The organism is Microbulbifer maximicatervae (SeqCode), from assembly GCF_052467225.1.
This window is the reverse complement of record NZ_CP174303.1, coordinates 930,160-948,965: the sequence shown is the minus strand read 5'-3', so window position 1 is coordinate 948,965 and position 18,806 is coordinate 930,160. Positions and strand designations below refer to the sequence as shown.

General features: G+C 47.8%; 22 protein-coding genes. 15 read left to right on the top strand and 7 right to left on the bottom strand.

Annotated elements, in window-relative coordinates; genetic code table 11:
- The first annotated feature begins 51 nt into the window (after positions 1-51).
- The 9 genes from ACJJIZ_RS04170 to ACJJIZ_RS04130 all read left to right on the top strand — a co-directional run bounded on the left by ACJJIZ_RS04170 (position 52) and on the right by ACJJIZ_RS04130 (position 7,102).
- A complete protein-coding gene (locus ACJJIZ_RS04170) occupies positions 52-978 on the top strand; it encodes a LysR family transcriptional regulator (protein WP_413663635.1) in 927 nt (308 codons plus the stop codon).
- Positions 979-1,209: 231 nt separating this feature from the next.
- Entirely contained in the window at positions 1,210-1,587 is a 378-nt protein-coding gene (locus ACJJIZ_RS04165; protein WP_282930901.1) for a PH domain-containing protein, read from the top strand.
- 82 nt (positions 1,588-1,669) lie between these two features.
- Positions 1,670-1,906: a hexameric tyrosine-coordinated heme protein gene (locus tag ACJJIZ_RS04160; RefSeq protein WP_444911706.1), complete on the top strand. Its 237-nt coding sequence runs from the start codon at positions 1,670-1,672 to the stop codon at positions 1,904-1,906.
- Positions 1,907-2,465: 559 nt separating this feature from the next.
- Positions 2,466-2,990 carry a nuclear transport factor 2 family protein gene (locus ACJJIZ_RS04155; protein ID WP_444915286.1) on the top strand — a complete coding sequence of 175 codons (525 nt, stop codon included), beginning with the start codon at positions 2,466-2,468 and terminating at the stop codon, positions 2,988-2,990.
- A gap of 214 nt (positions 2,991-3,204) precedes the next feature.
- Positions 3,205-3,666: a YccF domain-containing protein gene (locus ACJJIZ_RS04150; protein ID WP_282930898.1), complete on the top strand. Its 462-nt coding sequence runs from the start codon at positions 3,205-3,207 to the stop codon at positions 3,664-3,666.
- A 260-nt stretch (positions 3,667-3,926) separates the two neighbouring features.
- Positions 3,927-4,754, top strand: a complete 828-nt coding sequence (locus ACJJIZ_RS04145; RefSeq protein WP_444915285.1) for a DUF5694 domain-containing protein — start codon at positions 3,927-3,929, stop codon at positions 4,752-4,754.
- A gap of 100 nt (positions 4,755-4,854) precedes the next feature.
- Positions 4,855-5,784 carry an alpha/beta hydrolase gene (locus ACJJIZ_RS04140; RefSeq protein ID WP_444915284.1) on the top strand — a complete coding sequence of 310 codons (930 nt, stop codon included), beginning with the start codon at positions 4,855-4,857 and terminating at the stop codon, positions 5,782-5,784.
- A 213-nt stretch (positions 5,785-5,997) separates the two neighbouring features.
- Positions 5,998-6,594 carry a lipase family alpha/beta hydrolase gene (locus ACJJIZ_RS04135; protein ID WP_444911710.1) on the top strand — a complete coding sequence of 199 codons (597 nt, stop codon included), beginning with the start codon at positions 5,998-6,000 and terminating at the stop codon, positions 6,592-6,594.
- Between the two features lie 55 nt (positions 6,595-6,649).
- Complete coding sequence (locus tag ACJJIZ_RS04130; protein ID WP_444915283.1) at positions 6,650-7,102, top strand: phosphate-starvation-inducible PsiE family protein; 453 nt, start codon at positions 6,650-6,652, stop codon at positions 7,100-7,102.
- A gap of 62 nt (positions 7,103-7,164) precedes the next feature.
- Here ACJJIZ_RS04130 and ACJJIZ_RS04125 read toward each other — a convergent pair whose 3' ends face one another.
- The 7 genes from ACJJIZ_RS04125 to ACJJIZ_RS04095 all read right to left on the bottom strand — a co-directional run bounded on the left by ACJJIZ_RS04125 (position 7,165) and on the right by ACJJIZ_RS04095 (position 12,307).
- Complete coding sequence (locus tag ACJJIZ_RS04125; RefSeq protein WP_444892256.1) at positions 7,165-7,923, bottom strand: TerC family protein; 759 nt, start codon at positions 7,921-7,923, stop codon at positions 7,165-7,167.
- A gap of 89 nt (positions 7,924-8,012) precedes the next feature.
- Positions 8,013-8,399 (bottom strand): SpoIIAA family protein, encoded by a 387-nt coding sequence (locus ACJJIZ_RS04120; RefSeq protein WP_444911712.1) that lies wholly within the window; start codon positions 8,397-8,399, stop codon positions 8,013-8,015.
- A 141-nt stretch (positions 8,400-8,540) separates the two neighbouring features.
- Positions 8,541-9,032 (bottom strand): VOC family protein, encoded by a 492-nt coding sequence (locus ACJJIZ_RS04115; RefSeq protein WP_444915282.1) that lies wholly within the window; start codon positions 9,030-9,032, stop codon positions 8,541-8,543.
- A complete protein-coding gene (locus tag ACJJIZ_RS04110) occupies positions 8,974-9,285 on the bottom strand; it encodes a putative signal transducing protein (protein ID WP_444895823.1) in 312 nt (103 codons plus the stop codon). Before ACJJIZ_RS04110 ends, ACJJIZ_RS04115 begins: the two co-directional genes overlap by 59 nt.
- Positions 9,286-9,381: 96 nt before the next feature.
- Positions 9,382-9,780: a hypothetical protein gene (locus tag ACJJIZ_RS04105; protein ID WP_444895822.1), complete on the bottom strand. Its 399-nt coding sequence runs from the start codon at positions 9,778-9,780 to the stop codon at positions 9,382-9,384.
- Positions 9,781-10,048: 268 nt separating this feature from the next.
- A complete protein-coding gene (locus tag ACJJIZ_RS04100) occupies positions 10,049-11,560 on the bottom strand; it encodes an aldehyde dehydrogenase (protein ID WP_444915281.1) in 1,512 nt (503 codons plus the stop codon).
- An 84-nt stretch (positions 11,561-11,644) separates the two neighbouring features.
- Positions 11,645-12,307: a fumarylacetoacetate hydrolase family protein gene (locus ACJJIZ_RS04095; RefSeq protein WP_444915280.1), complete on the bottom strand. Its 663-nt coding sequence runs from the start codon at positions 12,305-12,307 to the stop codon at positions 11,645-11,647.
- Positions 12,308-12,457: 150 nt separating this feature from the next.
- On the opposite strand from ACJJIZ_RS04095, the gene serA reads away from it, so the two are divergent.
- From serA to ACJJIZ_RS04065, 6 genes are all read left to right on the top strand, one after another.
- The gene (serA, locus tag ACJJIZ_RS04090; RefSeq protein WP_444915279.1) at positions 12,458-13,705 is read left to right on the top strand and encodes a phosphoglycerate dehydrogenase; all 1,248 of its coding nucleotides are present in this window, start codon (positions 12,458-12,460) and stop codon (positions 13,703-13,705) included.
- Positions 13,706-13,905: 200 nt separating this feature from the next.
- Positions 13,906-14,814, top strand: coding sequence for an EamA family transporter RarD (gene rarD / locus ACJJIZ_RS04085; protein ID WP_444906985.1), 909 nt, complete (start codon positions 13,906-13,908; stop codon positions 14,812-14,814).
- A gap of 51 nt (positions 14,815-14,865) precedes the next feature.
- Entirely contained in the window at positions 14,866-15,942 is a 1,077-nt protein-coding gene (locus tag ACJJIZ_RS04080) for a sensor histidine kinase (protein WP_444915278.1), read from the top strand.
- Entirely contained in the window at positions 15,939-16,721 is a 783-nt protein-coding gene (locus ACJJIZ_RS04075) for a LytR/AlgR family response regulator transcription factor (protein WP_444915277.1), read from the top strand. Before ACJJIZ_RS04080 ends, ACJJIZ_RS04075 begins: the two co-directional genes overlap by 4 nt.
- Before the next feature lie 138 nt (positions 16,722-16,859).
- On the top strand, positions 16,860-17,309 hold the full coding sequence (locus ACJJIZ_RS04070; protein ID WP_444895817.1) for a cupin domain-containing protein: 450 nt from the start codon (positions 16,860-16,862) through the stop codon (positions 17,307-17,309).
- Between the two features lie 93 nt (positions 17,310-17,402).
- The gene (locus tag ACJJIZ_RS04065) at positions 17,403-18,629 is read left to right on the top strand and encodes an MBL fold metallo-hydrolase (RefSeq protein ID WP_444895816.1); all 1,227 of its coding nucleotides are present in this window, start codon (positions 17,403-17,405) and stop codon (positions 18,627-18,629) included.
- Positions 18,630-18,806 lie beyond the last annotated feature (177 nt).

Here is an 18,806-nt window from a genome sequence, read left to right as displayed (position 1 = left end):
TTTAATCAAATCCGCAGCCCGCAGCGCCGGAAACAACCTGGAAGTGCAGCCGTGAGCAAAACCAAAAACGCCCTGGGAGGCCGCCTCAGCGATATGGATTTGCGCCTGCTGCGCGTCTTCCGCGAGGTTGTGCACGCCGGAGGCATCACCCCTGCCGAAGTCACCCTGAATATCAGCCGCTCCACGATCAGTGTGCATATCTCCGACCTGGAGACACGGCTGGGTATGCAGTTGTGCTTGCGCTCTCGAGGCAGGGCCGACTTCAAACTGACCCCGGAGGGGGAGGCCTTGTATCGGGCTATTTTGGAGCTCGATGGACACCTGGATACCTTCAAAAGCCAGGTCAATGCGATCCAATCCCAACTCACCGGTACCCTGCGCCTGGTAATGCCCGACGATGTATTGGAAATACCGCAACTGAACTTGCCCGGAACTATCACCCAACTGCGTGAGAAGGCCCCGCAACTCCACCTGGAAGTACAACTGGCCGCCCCTCAGGAACTCGAGTTGGAAATCCTCGCAGGCCGCGCCGATATCGGTATCAACCCCCTGCACTCACGCCGACCGGGGCTGGAGTACCAACCCCTGTTTTATCACCAATCGATTCTCTATTGCAGTAACAGCCACCCCTGTGCCCAGGTGTCAGCTATTGATGAGGAGCTACTCACCCAGCAGGAGTTAGCTGCGCCCAGTCATACTGTTCTCTCTGGCGCGGCGCACCTGTATCGATTGTTTCCCAAGCGATCCACAGCCAACCATATGGCAGCCAGGTTGGCGATGATACTTTCTGGGTGCTTTGTGGGTTTCCTACCGGAATACCTGGCCCGCAGATATGTCGGGGAAGGAACCCTGCTCCCCCTGCTGCCGGAGAAGTTTCACTACCAAATACAAAATGCTGTCACCTTCAAGAAAAGTGCAGCAACTCATCCCGCTGTGCAGCTTTTTTTGGGAGCCTTGCAAATCAATAGACAGATATAGCCACTGCTATTTATCCCTAGTGATACTGAAATAATCGAGTCAAGAATCCAGTAAATAGAGAGATAAGAATTTCAAAAATTACCTTTTACTTATGATCGATCCTCTACTGTGGAAATTGTCATAATAATTAAATAAATTTAAACATAAAAACACAACCAAAAAGTAAATCATCTGTAACTTAATGCGCCACAGTGGTAATCTCCTCCTCCAATAGAATTACAGGGATAACCCGTGATAGATTTTAAAAACTCACCAGTATTTAAACTCAAGCCTATAGATATCTCTGAATCCAGGGATGACTTTAATAAGTTCCTGATCGAGGGGGAGTTTATTTTTGCAGGTTTTAAAACTATTCGCGATCAGGTAGTTTTCACCAACAAACGCATTATTGCCGCCAATGTTCAGGGTATCACCGGCTCAAAAGTAGACTACACCTCTTTGCCTTTCAGCAAGATCCAGGCATTCTCTGTTGAGACCGCTGGCACTTTTGACCTGGACTGTGAAATAGAAGTTTATTTAAGCGAGATCGGTAAGGTAAGGTTCGAAATAAGAGGTTCTTTCGATCTTATTCAGTTCAACAAATATATCAGCCAATACATATTGGACTGAATTCAACCCTTAGTAAATACACAAAATAACGGGGGCTCAGCAGCTCCCACAACTTTATCAATCAACCCGATAGTAGAGAGGGATGTCCATGTCGCAAATCTGGTTAGAAAGCCTAATTACTGAAAATGCACAACAAGGCTTTGAACTTGCAATGAAACTATCCAGGATGGGAGTAAAATATACCCAGCCTTCAGATGAAGTACGGGGTAAGCTGAGGTCCGCCTATGAGGAAAATGCAGATAGCCTGATCGCCTCCTCTCAGGTTGTTGCCATTAACTTCCAAACCGTTGCAGCAGCCAATAATTACTGGCGCGGCTAAAGGATTAAGAATGCGTTATCTTTGTAGAACGGGTAACGCATTCGAGGGAGCCTCTGAATAACTCCGTAATGCCTCTGCGGGCCTTGAAGGCTGCAGATGTTAGGCGCAGCTCGCCGCGAATGGCCGTAGCCCTTGGCAAGAGCTGCAACGCAGCAGCTGTAGCCTTCAAGGCCCGCCCTTCGGGGCTCGCAGAGCGATTCACACTCCGCGTTGCGACTTCTTGAAAGGTCTAGACATTCCTGCGAAGCCGCGCCTTGATTGTGAACCGCTCTGCAAGCCAGAGGTATCACGGAGTTATTCAGAGGCTCCCTAGATCTGCAAACATTCAAAAAATTTTCCTTCATCTCCTCTTCAATAATTTATAGTCTTTTAGTACTACAAACACTCTGATTTTGTACTAAAAATTAGCCATCACTATAGGTAGCTGCAAGATCGTCATATTCACTGTTGACGCTCTCGACCTTATTGATATTTATAAACATCGAGATACTGTCTTTGGCACAAGATAGATTAACTCAACGACCAGTAATATTGCGCCTCAAATGGGAAGGTGAATGAGATGGAATACAATGACGATGAAAAGTACTTAATTCAACTTTGGGAAACCCATACCGAGGCCGAATTCGATCTAAAAGATGCCGACGCCGCAATTGCTACCATGACAGAAAATCCCGTATTAATTCATGTACCGGTTAATACCGGCGCAACGGGAAAAGAACCCTTACGAAAATTTTATAGGGATATATTTATTCCTCAAATGCCAGCGGATATAAATTTACAGCTTCTTTCCCGCATCGTGGGCAAAGACAGCTTAGTGGATGAGTTTATTCTTCACTTTACCCATTCTATTCGTATGGATTGGTTCGCACCTGGTATCGAAGCAACAGGGAAGAAGCTATCAGTCCCCCATGTGGGAATTATTAGCTTCTCCAATAGAAAAATCAGCTCTGAGCATATTTACTGGGACCAAGCGACTGTCTTGGATCAATTGGGTATATTGCAGTCAGGTCTACCGGTAACAGGAAGTAGTCAATGTCATCGTTTGCTAAATAGTAATGCTCCGGCAAATGAGCTGATACCGTAACCTTCATACCCAAAGGACAAAATCCAAGCCAACGCTCAGACTGACCAAATGGTCACGCTCAGACTGAGGAAAGTATCCATAACTGAATCTAAAACGTGAGGACTTGCGTCTAACTACTGTAATTTAAATAAATGATATAGCGATTAGGATTTGCGGTAACATCAGTAGATTACCGTTTTCACTAATATATTTTACCGAATTGGTAGGGGTAGTTATGCGAACACTTGGAAATTTCCTCTGGTTTATCCTTGGCGGTGTCATTATGGGACTCTGCTGGTGGTTTTGCTCGCTGATTGCCTTTATCAGTATTATTGGTATTCCCTGGGGAAGAGCCTGCTTTGTAATCGGCAAATTTTCCTTTTTCCCTTTCGGTAAGGAGGCAATTTCCCGAGAAGAACTCACCCTGCGCGGTGATATTGGGACAAGTGGCTTTGGTCTAGTCGGAAATATTATCTGGTTCCTATTGGCTGGTATCTGGCTTGCTATTGGCCACCTTCTGCATGCTATTGCCTGTTTTATTACCATTATTGGTATACCTTTTGGTTTGCAGCACCTTAAGCTTGCGGCAATTTCACTCTCTCCGATAGGAAAGACTATTGTCAGCAAGGAAGTAGCCCATTCAGCTAAAATGCGTAATGCAGATGTTGAAGTGACCAGATTAAGAAGTGGTACTTAAGTAAACATACATTAACAGTGATACCGTACCAACTTGGGGCTATTACTAAAATAGCCCTGAGTTCTCAAGTCCCACCGCAATAAATTAATAAAAAATTTTTCAGATCAGAAAAATCACTTTTTTTATCTTGTTATAAGCAGGCATTACCAATTTAAAGCATTAAATTTTAAGCTGTTTTATCGCTGTCAAATTCAAACTTATTCATTTCGTGTAGTACCTAGCCAAACTATAGAAGCTAAATAATAAAATAAGGATATTAAATGAAAAACCTAACAAGACAAATCACTGGCTCAATTATGCTTTCTTTGGGACTTGTTGGTCTAAGTGCCTATGCAGAGCCAGTAGAAAGTACAGAACCCGCACAAGTTATGCTTTTTGGTAGCTTTCACTTTACCCACTTCAGCAAACCCAGTAAAGATGTGGTGAAAACACAAGTTATTGATGTTTATACCGAAGAAAGTCAAAGGTATTTGGAGGACCTATCCTCACGGATTGCCGCCGACTCGCCAACACATGTTCTTCTGGAATGCCACACCAATGACGAAAGTAAAATTAATCAGCGCTTTGCCAAATATGTCAAGGGTGAGCACAAGCTAAATAGAGGAGAAAGCGAACAGCTGGGATTCAGAGTAGCCAAGAAGGCCGGCCTGCCTAAAGTCATCTGCTATGATGCTAGCCAAGATCTCCCCTATGGCGAACTTTTATCCTATCTAGAAAGTAATTCGCCCGAGCGAAAAAAAATAACTGATGAATTTTTGAAGGCTTGGGGCATTCGATTTAATGAGATGCATGCCTCACTGTCATTGGAGGAAATTCTGGACAAGCACAATGACCCCACTGAAGATAAAATAAACGTAGGCTCCTATATAATGCTCAATGACATTGGCCAGGGTGATAACTTTATCGGTGCCGATCTATCCTCCAAATGGTGGTCCAGAAACTTCCGTATGTATGCCAATATCCAAGCCGTCGCCCAACCGGGTACCAAAGTTTTCGTTCTCGGTGGACAGGGGCATAGCTCTATAATGAGACCGATGCTCGAATTGGATGATAAACGTGAAACCTGGGATGTCCGCAGTTATTTCTAAAGAAGGCTCAACACCAAAGTCAGCCCCTTAGGGGGAGGAGCCCTGCCACTGGTTTTATAGATAGAGTAGAACTTTATCTACACCCCAAAGGCAGGGCGCTATGGATATCTATAAGACCTTATTATTCGGTATTCTTTTCAGTCTAATACCACCGTGTACAGCTGAAGAACCCCCTAAAGAAGTACAGGTATCGGCAGGAAAGCTTGAAACACTTCCCTCCCTGACACTGGAAGGACTTGCTGAGCGCCCAATTCATGTATGGCTGCCTGATCAATATCCTACACAGAAACCCTATGCCGTCCTTTATATGCACGATGGACAGATGCTGTTCGACAGTAAAACCACCTGGAATGGTCAGGAGTGGGGCATGGATGAAGTCGCCTCTCGGTTAATAGCAGAAAAGAAGGTACGTCCCTTCATAGTTGTCGCTATCGATAACATTGAGACACTTCGCCACGGTGACTACTTCCCCCAGAAAGCTCGGAGTTTTTTGCCTAAAGAAGCTTCACAGGTCCAACATCCATTTAACCAAGCCGAATTGCGCGGGGATCTTTACTTACAATTTTTGGTGACCAAGGTTAAACCCTATATTGATAGTCATTACGCTGTGAGTGGTGATCCCAGCGACACCTTTATTGCCGGCGCGAGTATGGGGGGATTAATATCACTCTATGCGGTCACAGAGTACCCCGAAGTGTTCTCTACGGCTGCAGCTATATCCACCCATTGGCCAGGGATTAACCCCGACGACAAACTACCGATAGCTAAGGCTATTCGCGACTATCTAGAGGCAAATTTACCTAAGCCTGGAAGTCACCGATTTTATTTTGACCATGGTACAGAAACCCTGGATGCTTATTACCCACCTCTGCAACGGACTGTGGATAAAATTATGCGCCAGAAAGGGTATTCCTCTTCAAATTGGCAAACCCAAGTATTTGAGGGTCATGCCCATGATGAGAAATCATGGAATTCTAGACTCGATGAAATATTAATATTTCTATTTGGAAACCCTCAAACAGACGCTTAAATTATTTTTCTATTTTAGATACCGGCATCTATATAAATAAAAGACATAGTTGCCGGCTTTCCAACTTATCCCTTGAGACTACTTTGTTACTTTGTGGTATCCAACAATAGTTCTGCAACTACACTTCTCTATCAAGCTTCCAATAGTTTTTGGCAGACAAATAACTATTGCGATTGAAGCTTTTCCTAACGCATCACTTCTCCTGCGACAAGAATGAAACGTAAAAGCCGAACTGTTCTTTTAATACCTGGAATTTTTGATCGAGGAACCTCCTTACTTAGAATGCAGCACGAATTAGCTGCCGAAAATTATGACGTACACTATATCCACCTACGCTATAACTCCGGCTGGCATGGTATGGAACACCTTTCGTCCCAGCTTCTCGCAAAATTGGAGCACATCGTAGATAAAGAAACTACCTGTACCCTGGTGGGATTCAGTATGGGAGGGATAATCGCTCGGTATTATTTACAAGCCCTTAATGGTTTGGAGCGGGTGCATAAATTTATATCAATTTCCTCTCCCCACCATGGTAGTTACTGGGCAAACTTTCTTCCTTACAAAGGTGGGAAACAATTGCGGATCGGCAGTGATTTTTTACGCGCGTTGAACTTAGGCATTCAAAAATTGGAGGTTACCGAACCGGCTTCAATCTGGACACCCTATGACATAACCATTATGCCCCATAGTAGTGCTATCCTGGGCTTGGGAACATCCTACGAAGTTCCAGTGATACTACATCGAATGATGCCGCTAAGTAGCAAGGTAATTTCATTACTAAAACAGGAAATTAAATCAGGATTGGATTAAAAAGCTCACTGACAGAAACTAGCTTTAATTTTATGAGTTTAACGAGAAGTAAGGCATGGACAGCCCAGAAGAAAAAACTTCGATTACAGATAAGGCAATTCACAACTACTATCGAAAATTTGAAAGCCTGATTGCCTTAATTTTGACTTTTATTATTGTTGTAATCGTAATAGTCGCGATCAGTCGATTGGGATATTCTGTATACAATATGTTACTGGTGGGCATGCAGGACCCTCTGGACCACAAGGTATTTCAAACAATATTTGGCGAGATTATTACTTTACTGATTGCACTGGAATTTAGCCATACACTTCAATATGTAGTTACACGTCAACAGAGTATTATTCAAACCAAAGTTGTCGTACTTATTGCTATTTTGGCTTTATCCAGAAAATTTATTATTTTAGATCTGGATAAGGTCAATGCTGGCGAGATTTTGGGGTTATCTACTGCCACTCTCGCGCTGGGCCTTACTTACTTAATATTGAAGCTAAAAAATAGTAACTAAGGGTACTATTGCAAACCAGACAGTAATCCGGGGTGGAGGAACACCTCCACCCTCTCACTATATTAACTATCTTCACGTAGAGCGTGATGTAACCTTACCGGTGGGGTCTTACGGACTTTCTTGCTGCGCATACGCAAATTGAGGAACTCCACAGCCATTGAAAACGCCATGGCAAAGTAGATATATCCTTTAGGTACATGGACATCAAACCCTTCAACCACCAGAGTTAAGCCCACCATAATTAAGAAGGATAGTGCCAGCATTTTCACGGTAGGATGACGATCAACAAAATCCCCGATTGGTTTAGCCGCTACCAACATAACGATTACCGCCAGAATAATCGCTATTGCCATGATTGAGATCTCGTCGACCAATCCGACAGCGGTAATTACAGAATCCAAGGAAAAGACAATATCCAATAGTGCAATTTGTAGTAGCACCATCCAAAATCCCGCACTGCCGAGCGAGGATGCACTCTCCTCTTCACCCTCGAGACTATTGTGAATTTCATGGGTAGCTTTAGCGATTAGGAACAGTCCTCCGCCAACCAAAATAATATCGCGCCCTGAAATTTCCATGCCATAGATGCTAAATAGTGGCTCGACCAAGCCCATAATCCATACAATAGAGAAAAGCAGAGCCAACCGGGTCACCATTGCCAGGGTAAGACCAATAAAGCGCGCGGGCTCTCTCTGTTTTGGAGGCAACCGTCCAACCAAAATGGAGATAAAGATAATATTATCGATGCCCAGCACTATCTCCAGCGCCGCCAACGTGGCCAATGCTATCCAGGCCTCAGGGCTGGCTATCCACTCAAACATACGGTCTAATCCTTATATAATTTATTATTTAATAAACCTTTAATGGACAAATACTTTATTTTTCTATTCTGGCTTTATCACTTCAAAATCTAGGTATCTTCCTCCAGCCAAGCTTTCGCCTCAGTTTCTGATTCAAATGTTCGATATTCACCACCAATAAACCAGCTACCTACTTTTCCGGCGACTTTTAGCCAGCGTTTATCTGAAAGTACGGCAACCCGGTTAAACTCCCGGCCGTATTCAATACCCAACTTAAAATCATCCCAAGCCGCCCTAGGCTCCCACCCCTCCAATTCTCGAGCATCCATAAATACGTTTATCTTTGGGTGCTCAACTTTTTCTATTGCTGCGGTCAACATTGGTACCATGGCTTCGTAATCATCATGGGTCAACTTACCACGGGCCTTCACAGTAAGGAAAATATAATCGGATTTCTGTTCCAAACCGATAGACACACCATGGGACGTAACAGTCATAAGACACCTGTAAATCTTTTACAAATTATCACTACATAATCCATACTTTAATCATCGAAAAAGCCATGAATTCATGAGTTAAGATAAAAAGATCATATTAATTGAAAGGTGATAGGTTTAAGTATTTGAATAGCTACTCTCTTACAAGCTGATAGTATCAGAACCACTGCCATCAAACTGTAACAGACAGAACTCATTTCCAAAGGGGTCAGTTAATGAAGACTTAACTCCCCATTCTTTTTGCTGGATTTCACCCTGTATCTGTCCACCAGCATCGACCACCTGCTCTATTGCCAGAAGCAAATCCTCTACAACAATATCCATATTTACCGGCGTCCAGTGCCGATCATAGCTACCTATATTTTTTTTACTGTTTATCGGCCAGATCCCCGAATCCCTTTGCTGTAGAAATATAGGCACAGTGCCACCGAGCATCTCAATCATATCCGTTCCCAGGCGGCGACCTTCGTAGAAGCCCAATGCATCTCGATAAAAATTGATCGCCCGGTTTAAGTCATCTACATCAATGTTGAGAAGTACTTGCATTGTGATATGCGACCCACAAAACTCCGCTTTAGTCAGCTCCTGCTGGCTTGGGTTCTCCACATTGCCAGCAGTAGTCAAAAGCTGCACCGTTATCTTCCCCACATGCCTGGCAGAACCAGCTATTCGAATCCACCTCAGCCTCAGCCAGGACCTGTCGGGCTCGCTCCAAATCGCGGTCACGCTCTAACCATAATTCTGGCCAAACCTGGTTGGGGGCTAATTCACCAGTAGCCCCCTGGGCATATTCATTTTTTAATCGTGTTTTTATTCCCGCAACTTCAAGTCGACTCTTTGCCAACTCAACCAACAAACGGTTTTCATGGGTATAAATAAGTTTCATAATTGGGCCGCACAAATATCAGGAATCCCCAGATTACACAGCTATTAATCTGCAAACAAACCCTGCTTCTGCCAAGCAGGCAATTCCTGAAAATTCTCAGCGCACACCAATCAAACCACAATTTTCATATTCACAGTATTTCTCTTCTCCAACCGTAATGATCTCCAGAATAGACTCTACGGAGTCAACTGCTGAACGGCTGGTCAATAGAATTCTGCCTGAGCGATTGGCAATATATTCAAGGACAACTTTCCCTTTTCTATTGCGATGCTCAGCAATTTTCTGCCCTTTTCTGACTTGATCACCACGATTGACAAATAGCCTGATCCACTCTCTTTGCCTCTGCTTGAGATTGTTATTGTGAGACATACTCGTATAAATTTTTTCTGCGCTAACAAGCCCTGCTATTTCGCCAAAAACTGGCGCTTTTTCAGCATGGGCATAGGTCGCACCAGTGGCGCTTAAAGCCACAAATAGAACGGTAGTTTTGTTCAAATCAGCACCCCTACACGCTATAAAACTCGTGAACTGGAATACTCATATCCTGAAAATGTCGCCCAAACTTTTCTCAGGGCAATAAGTTAGGTATAGCTGACTAGATAATTCACGCCAGAAAATCCACTGCGCGTCGATCCGGCAGCTGGTATTAAGGTAGGGGGAGATAAACACTGACTACACCGGAGCCCTGTATGTCTAGTGGCAATTCCGGGGTGAGAGGGAAAAATGCATGAGGACCGGGAATCCGGCCCTCAAAGCTGAGAAGCTAACTCAAATCAATCCAGGTGGACTTGAGTTCACAGTACTTATCCAGCGCGTGTAGCGACTTATCGCGGCCATTTCCAGACTGCTTAAAACCGCCAAATGGTACGGTGATATCACCGCCAAAATAATTATTTACCCAAACAGAGCCGGCGTATATATCCCGGGCCATACGGTGGGCGCGACCTAAGTTATTGGTCCAGATACCCGCCGCCAGGCCGTAGATTGAGTCATTGGCAATGGCGAGTGCTTCTTCCTCTGTATCGAACTCGATAACAGACAGTACCGGGCCAAAGATTTCTTCACGGGCGATCGTCATGTCACCGGTGACACCGCGAAATACCGTTGGCTCATAGTAGTAACCGCCTGCTACTTCATCTACCGGTTTGCCGCCGCAAACCAATTGGGCACCCTGCTCCAGGCCCTTGGCCACGTAAAATTCAACCGTATCAAACTGGCTGCGGTCGATCAGGGCACCCATACGGGTATTTGGGTTTTGAGGATGCCCGGGCTTAAAGCACTCTGCCGCTTTAGCCACCTTTTGAATAAACTCATCGGCAATAGATTTTTCAACCAGCAGACGCGATCCGGCGGTGCAGGTCTCCCCCTGGTTGTAGAAAATGGCCAGGGCCGCTGCTTCTGCCGCCTTATCCAGATCTGCATCGGCAAATACAATATTCGGGCTTTTACCGCCGAGCTCAAGGAAAGTACGCTTGAGGTTGGACTGACCTGAGTACTCGGTCAGGGTTTTGCCTACTTCGGTGGAACCTGTAAAGGTCAGGCAATCGATATCCATATGCAGGCCCAAGGCCTTGCCCAAGCTACTTCCCGGTCCCGGTAGCACATTTAACACGCCATCCGGCAGGCCAGCTTCCTTAGCCAGGCCCGCCAGCTTAATCGCTGTCAGCGGTGTGTTAGACGCGGGCTTCAGGATAACGCTGTTGCCGGTGGCCAGGGCCGGCCCCAGTTTCCAGGCGGTGGTGGATAAAGGGAAGTTCCAGGGCACAATGGCGGCCACCACCCCCAGAGGCATACGGGTAACCAAGCCCAGCTCACCGGGGCCGGTCGGGGCCACTTCATCGTAAATCTTGTCGATTGCTTCACCGCTCCAGCGAATCGTAGTGGCCGCTCCAGGGACATCCACGGCCATGGTATCGCCAATCGGCTTACCCGCATCGAGGCTCTCGAGCAGGGCAATTTCCACCAGATTCTCTTCAATCAGCTCTGCAAAGCGCACCATAATTTTTTTGCGCTGCATTGGCGGCATTTTCGACCAAACGCCAGACTCGAAGGTTTCCCGAGCCACCTTTACCACCAAGTCCGCGTCATTTGGACCGCAACTGGCAATTTGCGCCAGCTCTTCACCATTTGCGGGATTAAAAGTGGCGCGAGTTTCACCGGAGAGGGCATCGACATAGCTGCCATTGATAAAGGCACGGCCCTCGATCTTCAGTGAGGCCGCCAGAGCCTGCCATTCCTGCAGGTTTTGGGGGACATTATTTTTTTTCGCTGACATGACACACCTCATTTAATTTGGAGATAGTTTTCCCGGTTATATCGAAAATGTGATCACAAATCAAAGGGCTAAAGTCATTCTAAACTAGGCCACCTGCGTTTCCACACGCAGCCAATCAACTTCCAACTGCATCGCCAGATTATCGCCGTGGTGTAATTCGCCCACTCCCGCCGGTGTGCCCGTCAAAACCACATCACCGGGTTCGAGCGTAAAGTAACTGCTGACATAGGCCACCAGATCGAGAATTGGTGTCAGCATATTTTCGGTTTTACCCTGCTGGCGCAGTTCACCGTTCAGCCACAGGGAATAGCTGAGCTTGTCCCAGTCCGGCAACCAATCGAGTTTCACAAAGGGAGAAAGAGGGCATGACTTATCGAACCCCTTGGCCTTTTCCCAAGGATGTCCCGCTTTTTTCAGCTTCGTTTGGAGGTCGCGCAAAGTTAAATCCAGGGAGAGGCCCAAGCCAGCAATGGCCCCGGGGACTTCTGCCACGTTGGCATTACTCAAGCGCTTACCAATCAACAGGGCAAGCTCCCCTTCAAAGTGGCAACTGCCGCGCCCCGCTGGTAAATGGATGGTGTCTGCCATAGGTACCGCGGCTGTTGCCGGCTTGATAAATAGCAGGGGTTCTTCTGGCACCGGATTATTTAACTCGGCCGCGTGGTCTGCGTAATTGCGCCCCACACAGACAACCTTCCCCAAACCAAACGGTACTTCACTGCCACAGGTAAATTGATGTTGGTACATAGATAAACAAGATAGTTAGGATAGAAATTTCGAATAAAGCCTTGGAGGCTGCATGTGCTATGATCGCGCCTTCGCCAAAATTGCGGCACCCCCGAAGAAGTGATCTAAGCACTTTGCACCTGTTATTCGCACTCAGTGAAGAGATAGTTTATGGCTCCGCACAGTTCCGATCAAAAGAAGTCCCTGCAAAAAGATAAAATCCGCATCCTGTTGCTGGAAGGCGTACACCAGTCCGCCGTCGACTTACTCAACTCCCGAGGCTACACCAATGTGGAGTACCTCAAGACCTCCCTGCCTGAAGATCAATTGATCGAGAAAATTGCCGATGCGCACTTTATCGGTATTCGCTCGCGTACCCAGTTAACCCGCAAAGTGTTGGAACACGCGTCCAAGCTGGTAGCCGTAGGCTGTTTTTGCATCGGCACCAATCAAGTGGATTTACAGGCGGCGACGGAACTGGGTATCGCGGTATTTAATGCGCCCTACTCCAACACTCGCAGCGTTGCCGAGCTGATTATTGCAGAAACTATTTTTATGCTGCGCGGTATTCCAGAGAAAAACGCAGTGTGTCATCGCGGCGGCTGGCAGAAGTCAGCGGTGGGCTCATATGAGGCCCGTGGCAAAACCCTGGGCATTATCGGCTACGGCGCTATCGGCTCCCAGGTTTCTGTTATGGCCGAAGCTATCGGGATGCGAGTCAGATTCTACGATGTGATTACCAAATTGCCGCTGGGCAATGCCACCCAAGTAAACTCACTTCCGGAATTGTTGGCGGAATCCGATGTGGTCTCCCTGCATGTACCAGAGTTGCCTTCCACCAAAATGATGATGGGCGCCGAGCAGATCGCACAGATGAAGCCCGGCAGTATTCTCCTCAACGCCTCTCGCGGCACTGTGGTAGATATTGATGCCCTGGCAGAAGCACTGAAGAGCAATCACCTGGCCGGTGCGGCGATCGATGTCTTCCCGGTTGAGCCCCGTGGCAACAGCGACGAATTCGTCTCTCCCCTACGCGGAATCGATAAGGCGCTGCTGACCCCTCACGTAGGTGGCTCCACTGTGGAGGCCCAGGAGAATATCGGTACAGAAGTATCGGAGAAACTCGCTCACTACTCCGATAACGGCACCACCACCAGCTCTGTTAACTTCCCGGAAGTAGCACTGCCCGGTCACCTGGATACCCACCGCCTGCTGCATATTCACAAGAATGTGCCCGGTGTACTGAGCGCTATCAACCAGGTGTTCTCAGAAAATGCCATCAATATCTCCGCACAGTTCCTGCAAACCAATGAAACAGTGGGCTATGTAGTGATCGATGTGGACGCAGAGTATTCTGATCTGGCACTGGAAAAATTGAAGAGTATCCCCGGCACCCTGCGCTGCCGCGTGCTTTTCTAAGCCTTTCGGTCGTTGGCGGGTACCCACAAATACCCGCCAATGACACGCCAATCGGAGCCTTCCTCGCGGTAAAAAAGATTGATCCCCCCCGGCCACCGCTTCTACAATGGCCAGACCTATTCTTTTGCTTCAGACCCAGGTGACCACATCCACGTGCCACCCCTGAATCAAAGCCAGAGTTATCCACAGCAGGTGCTCCCTTGCGTAGTAATGATTCCGCCTCAACCGGCCTTCTCGCCGGGATTTCCGCCTTCCTCATTTGGGGGCTGGCGCCACTTTACTTCAATAAATTACAGGATATTCCCGCTGCGGAAATCCTTGCCCACCGCAGTATCTGGTCGCTGGTACTCGCTATTGGTATTCTGCTGATTGTACGCAAAATGCCGGACTTTCTGGCCACCCTGCGCGATGGCAAGAAGATGCGGATGCTGGCCCTGACCACGGTATTGATCGGCGGTAACTGGCTGGTGTTTATCTGGGCGATCAATAACGGCCATTTGCTCGAGGGCAGCCTGGGTTACTACATCAATCCACTGATCAATATTTTGCTGGGCGTCCTGTTCCTGGGTGAGAAACTGCGGCGACTGCAATGGATCGCTGTAGCGCTGGCCGCTACCGGCATTGCCTATGAGCTTTGGCAGTTTGGTCGCATACCGATGATTGCCCTGTTCCTGGCCTGCTCCTTTGCGCTATACGGTTTGGCCCGCAAGCAGGCCCCAGTGGAAAGCCTTACCGGCCTCGCGGTGGAAACTCTCTTTATATTGCCAGTGGCCGTAATCTACCTGTTTTGGAGCGACAGCCCCACCAGCAACTTGCTGAACAACAACCTGGAGTTAAACAGCTTACTGCTCTTTGCGGGCCCCATTACCCTGGTTCCCCTGCTGCTGTTTACGATCGCCGCGCGCAGGCTCAACTTATCTACACTGGGCTTCCTGCAATACATCGGCCCCACACTGATGCTGGTGGTCGCCACCCAGGTATTGGGCGAGTCTTTCAGCGAAGAAAAGCTCACCACCTTTATGTTTGTCTGGCTGGGTCTAGCGCTCTACTCTGTCGATGCGTTGGCACAGCGGAGAAAGCTGCATCTACAAGGTAAGGCAGCGCTTTAACGGTAAAACCTGTGTAAGAATGGCCGCCTAAATTAACCGAAGGCGGCCATCATGAATTACTCGCCGACAGCCAACCCAGCTCAAGTGCGACTGCTACCCAGCAGGCAGCGGTCGCTGACTGTTTTGCTCGCTACTCTGCTTTGGACCCTGCTACTCAGCTTCGGCTGGAAAGGTACTTATACAGAGCTCCTACTGCAAACCAGCACAGCTGCCATATCAGCACTGGTTACTTTTTGCCTGTTCGAGCAATGGCCGCGCAACTTGCCTCAACGATTACCTCGCTGGGTAATACAGGTGGTGGGTGTGGCAATCTCTATTCCACTATCGCTGCTAATCCTGTCCCCTGCCTTGACAAAACCGGGGGCACTTCCACTTTGGCAGGACCACAGCCGACACTGGAGTTTTCTCCTGATAGCGGTGACCGGCATGTTATTCGGGCCCTGGCTCGCTATGTCTGCGCTGTTGCGCCAGCGGGATATTGCTGTACGAGAGCAGGCGCAACTTTTTGAACGGCAGCGGGGTGCCCTGGAGCACCAGGCGCTCAATGCGCGGCTGCGTTTATTGCAATCCCAGGTGGCCCCACACTTCTTATTTAATACACTCGCCAATGTACAAGAGCTGGTAGAGTCTTCATCCCCTCAGGCACCCGCACTACTGAACAACCTGATTGCCTACCTGCGCGCCGCAGTACCGAAACTTGAGTCGGAGCAAAGTACCCTCGAGCAAGAGCTAACTCTGGTACAGGCTTACCTGGGCCTGATGCAAATGCGCATGCCGGATCGCCTGGAATTTTCTATCAACGCTGATGACGAGGTGCGAAGTCAGTCTTGCCTGCCCATGTCTCTGATGTCACTGGTTGAAAATGCCGTCCGCCATGGCATAGACCCCAGTGAGGAAGGGGGACGCATTGATATTGAAATAAAGCTGGAACAGGGCCTCTGTATTGCCACCGTCACCGATAGCGGTATCGGCATCCAGGACAATTCCAACAGTCTCGGGACAGGGTTGGCAACTTTGAGAGAGCGGCTACAACTGACCTATGGCGATAGTGCAGGCTTGCGTTTGATCGACCAACAGCCCACAGGTCTTTGTGCCGAATTGCTATTCCCCGCCAAGGAGCAAATATGAGTGCCACGCCCACCACCGCCTTAGTAGCTGACGATGAACCACTGCTGCGCCAGTCTTTGGTCCGCAAACTCAAAAGTGTCTGGCCGGAGCTGAAGGTTGTTGCGGAGGCCCGCAATGGTCGTGAAGCCGTAAAACTATTTGAAGAAAAGCAGCCCGATATCTGTTTTCTGGATATCCATATGCCGGGAAAGTCCGGTATTGAGGCAGCCCAGAGTATCGGGCGTCGGGCCCATTTAGTTTTCGTTACCGCATACGACAACTACGCCGTGGAAGCTTTTAGCCAGGGTGCACTGGACTACCTGGTAAAACCGGTAGAGATTGAGCGGCTCGCCGATACCGCCGAGCGGCTTAGGGAAAGGCTCAGCAGTTGCAAACCCGTCAATCATCAACAGGAGTTACTCGAGCAATTAGCGAGACAGCTTCAATCCAAGGAAGACAAACCATACCTGCGCTGGATTCGCGCTTCCATAGGCCAGCAATTGCGGATGATACCGGTAGAAGATGTGCACTATTTACGTTCAGATGAGAAGTATACCCTGGTCGCCTGGAGCGAATCCGGCAATAACAATCTCGAAGCCTGTATTCGCACGCCATTAAAGGATCTAACCCACCAACTTGACCCCGAACTCTTTGCCCAGGTTCATCGCTCTGTTGTCGTCAATTTAAAGGCCGTTCGCCATGTAATAAGGGACGGAGATACCGCTCAAATTACCCTGCTAAATAGGGAAGAAATACTCCCCGTAAGCCGGCGTTACTTGCATCTATTCCGCCAAATGTAATCAGTTTTTTAGTAGGGGGCATTTAAAAGCCAATTTTTTCTCCGACGTAGGTCCGTAGAGATTATCCCGAATTTATTGGACAGCATTAATTCTTGAACGAGAATTACATAAATCTCCATAAGATTGCCGGAAAGTTCAATGAGCCGCCACCTGCTTTTCCTTGCCATTCTGACACTTGCATTTATCTCGGAAAATATATTTGGCCAGGACAAAACCAACGACGTAAAGTTTGAAACTCTAGTTTCCTCTACAAAGGACTGGGAAGGACATTCCCTACCAAAAATGAAACCGGGGCAACCGGAATTAACGATTGTTAGCGTTACTATCCCGGTGGGCGAACAGATGCCCGTACACAAGCATCCAGTGCTAAATGGTGTCTATGTAGCAGAGGGCACTTTAACCATTGTACTTCCAGGACAGAAGGAAACGCTTACTCTGGGGGCAGGTAAGGCATTTATCGAAGTTACCGACAAATGGCATTATGGGCGTAATGATGGTGATACTCCGGTAACTATTATTCTCTTTTACTCCGGCCTGGAAGGACAGCCAACCACCATCTATAAAAATCCTGATGACAAACTAAGTTAATAGCAGCCTAAATCCTGATCCTTTACAAGGCATGAGTCCACGTCATCTACATACTTGACCAAAATTGTTAATCATTTTTTTGTACGTTTAAAAATGTCTGCATATCCTTGGTATGTATTTTCCGCACCGACTGGAATCTATAAAACCATGCGACTGATCGTTGATATATTTGCCACTCTTGCCCTCGGGGTGTTTTTCGCGATTTCAAGCCTGGCCGAGCAGCCTGAATCTCTGAAGCGTTACCCACCTTATGTGGAAGATGATGGCAAAATGCACATCTACTTTTGTGGAACTGGCACGCCAGATCCGGGCTATCAATACTTGCGCCATCCCGCCTGCGTTGCTATTCGCAGCAGTGGGAAACTATTCCTCGTCGATGCGGGCGAAGGAGCTACAGCAAGAATTGGCCAGCTCGGCCTTAACCTCGCCCAGCTGGACCCCATTTTTATTACCCACTGGCACTCGGATCACTTTGGTGGTTTGGCCATGGTGATCAACGAGTCCTGGTTTGTTGGTGCCGACTCGCCTATTAATGTCTACGGACCCTACGGCATCCATCGCATTTTGGATGGAATTAACAAGAGTTTTGGGCCGGACATCCTTTTTCGATCGGCAAATAGGCAGGGAATTCTCGATCCAGTCCTAGCGGTCGCCACTCCCCACCTAGTGAATATTGCCGGGGATCAAAGCGAGGTCGTACAAGATGTGTGGCACCACAGGGATACTTATGTCTCTGTGTTTGCCGTACATCACGAACCGGTTTTTCCCGCATTTGGTTACGAGATACGTTTTGGCCCCTGTAAAGTCATCATTACTGGTGATACCCATGTTTTCGATGCGCTAGAGCCAATTGAACGGGATGCCGATCTACTGATTTCTGAGGCTCTCAGCTATGCCCAATACATCAGCAAGCTGAAGCAAACCGGGGATAACCGTCGCGCTCGTTTGCGATATGAGAAGGCAAATCAAATTATCCACTACCATTCCAATACTCTGGACATTGCCAAGATGGCAACCAAAGCGGGAGTAAAATCGGTTGCCTTAACACACCTAATACCACCCCCCGTTACTGAAGCTGACAAGATCGGCTTTATTAAGGGAATGCGTAAATTCTATTCGGGCCCAATTCGGGTAATGGATGACCTGGATGAAATTGTGCTATCGGACAATGGACAGGGTACCTGTAAGGTTGAATACCCTACTAACAAAGTTCCCACAAGTGCAAAACAGACTTCGGAGAAAAGTGATAAACCCCGCAAGAAGCCAGCCTCCACACCGAGTCCCTCCGAATCCAAGAAAGCCAGTCAACAACCCGATTAACAGCAGGCTAAACAGTGTGAGCCGCATACGGTTGGCGACTCACAAAGCTTCTGGATGGCCATACCATCCCAAATCACTTATCTCACTATTCCGCACTTCAAACCACGCTTTCCGCAGCCTATGCCTAGCTGGGTAGCGCACAACTCAATATTCCAATAGGTTTCTTTGCATACAGTG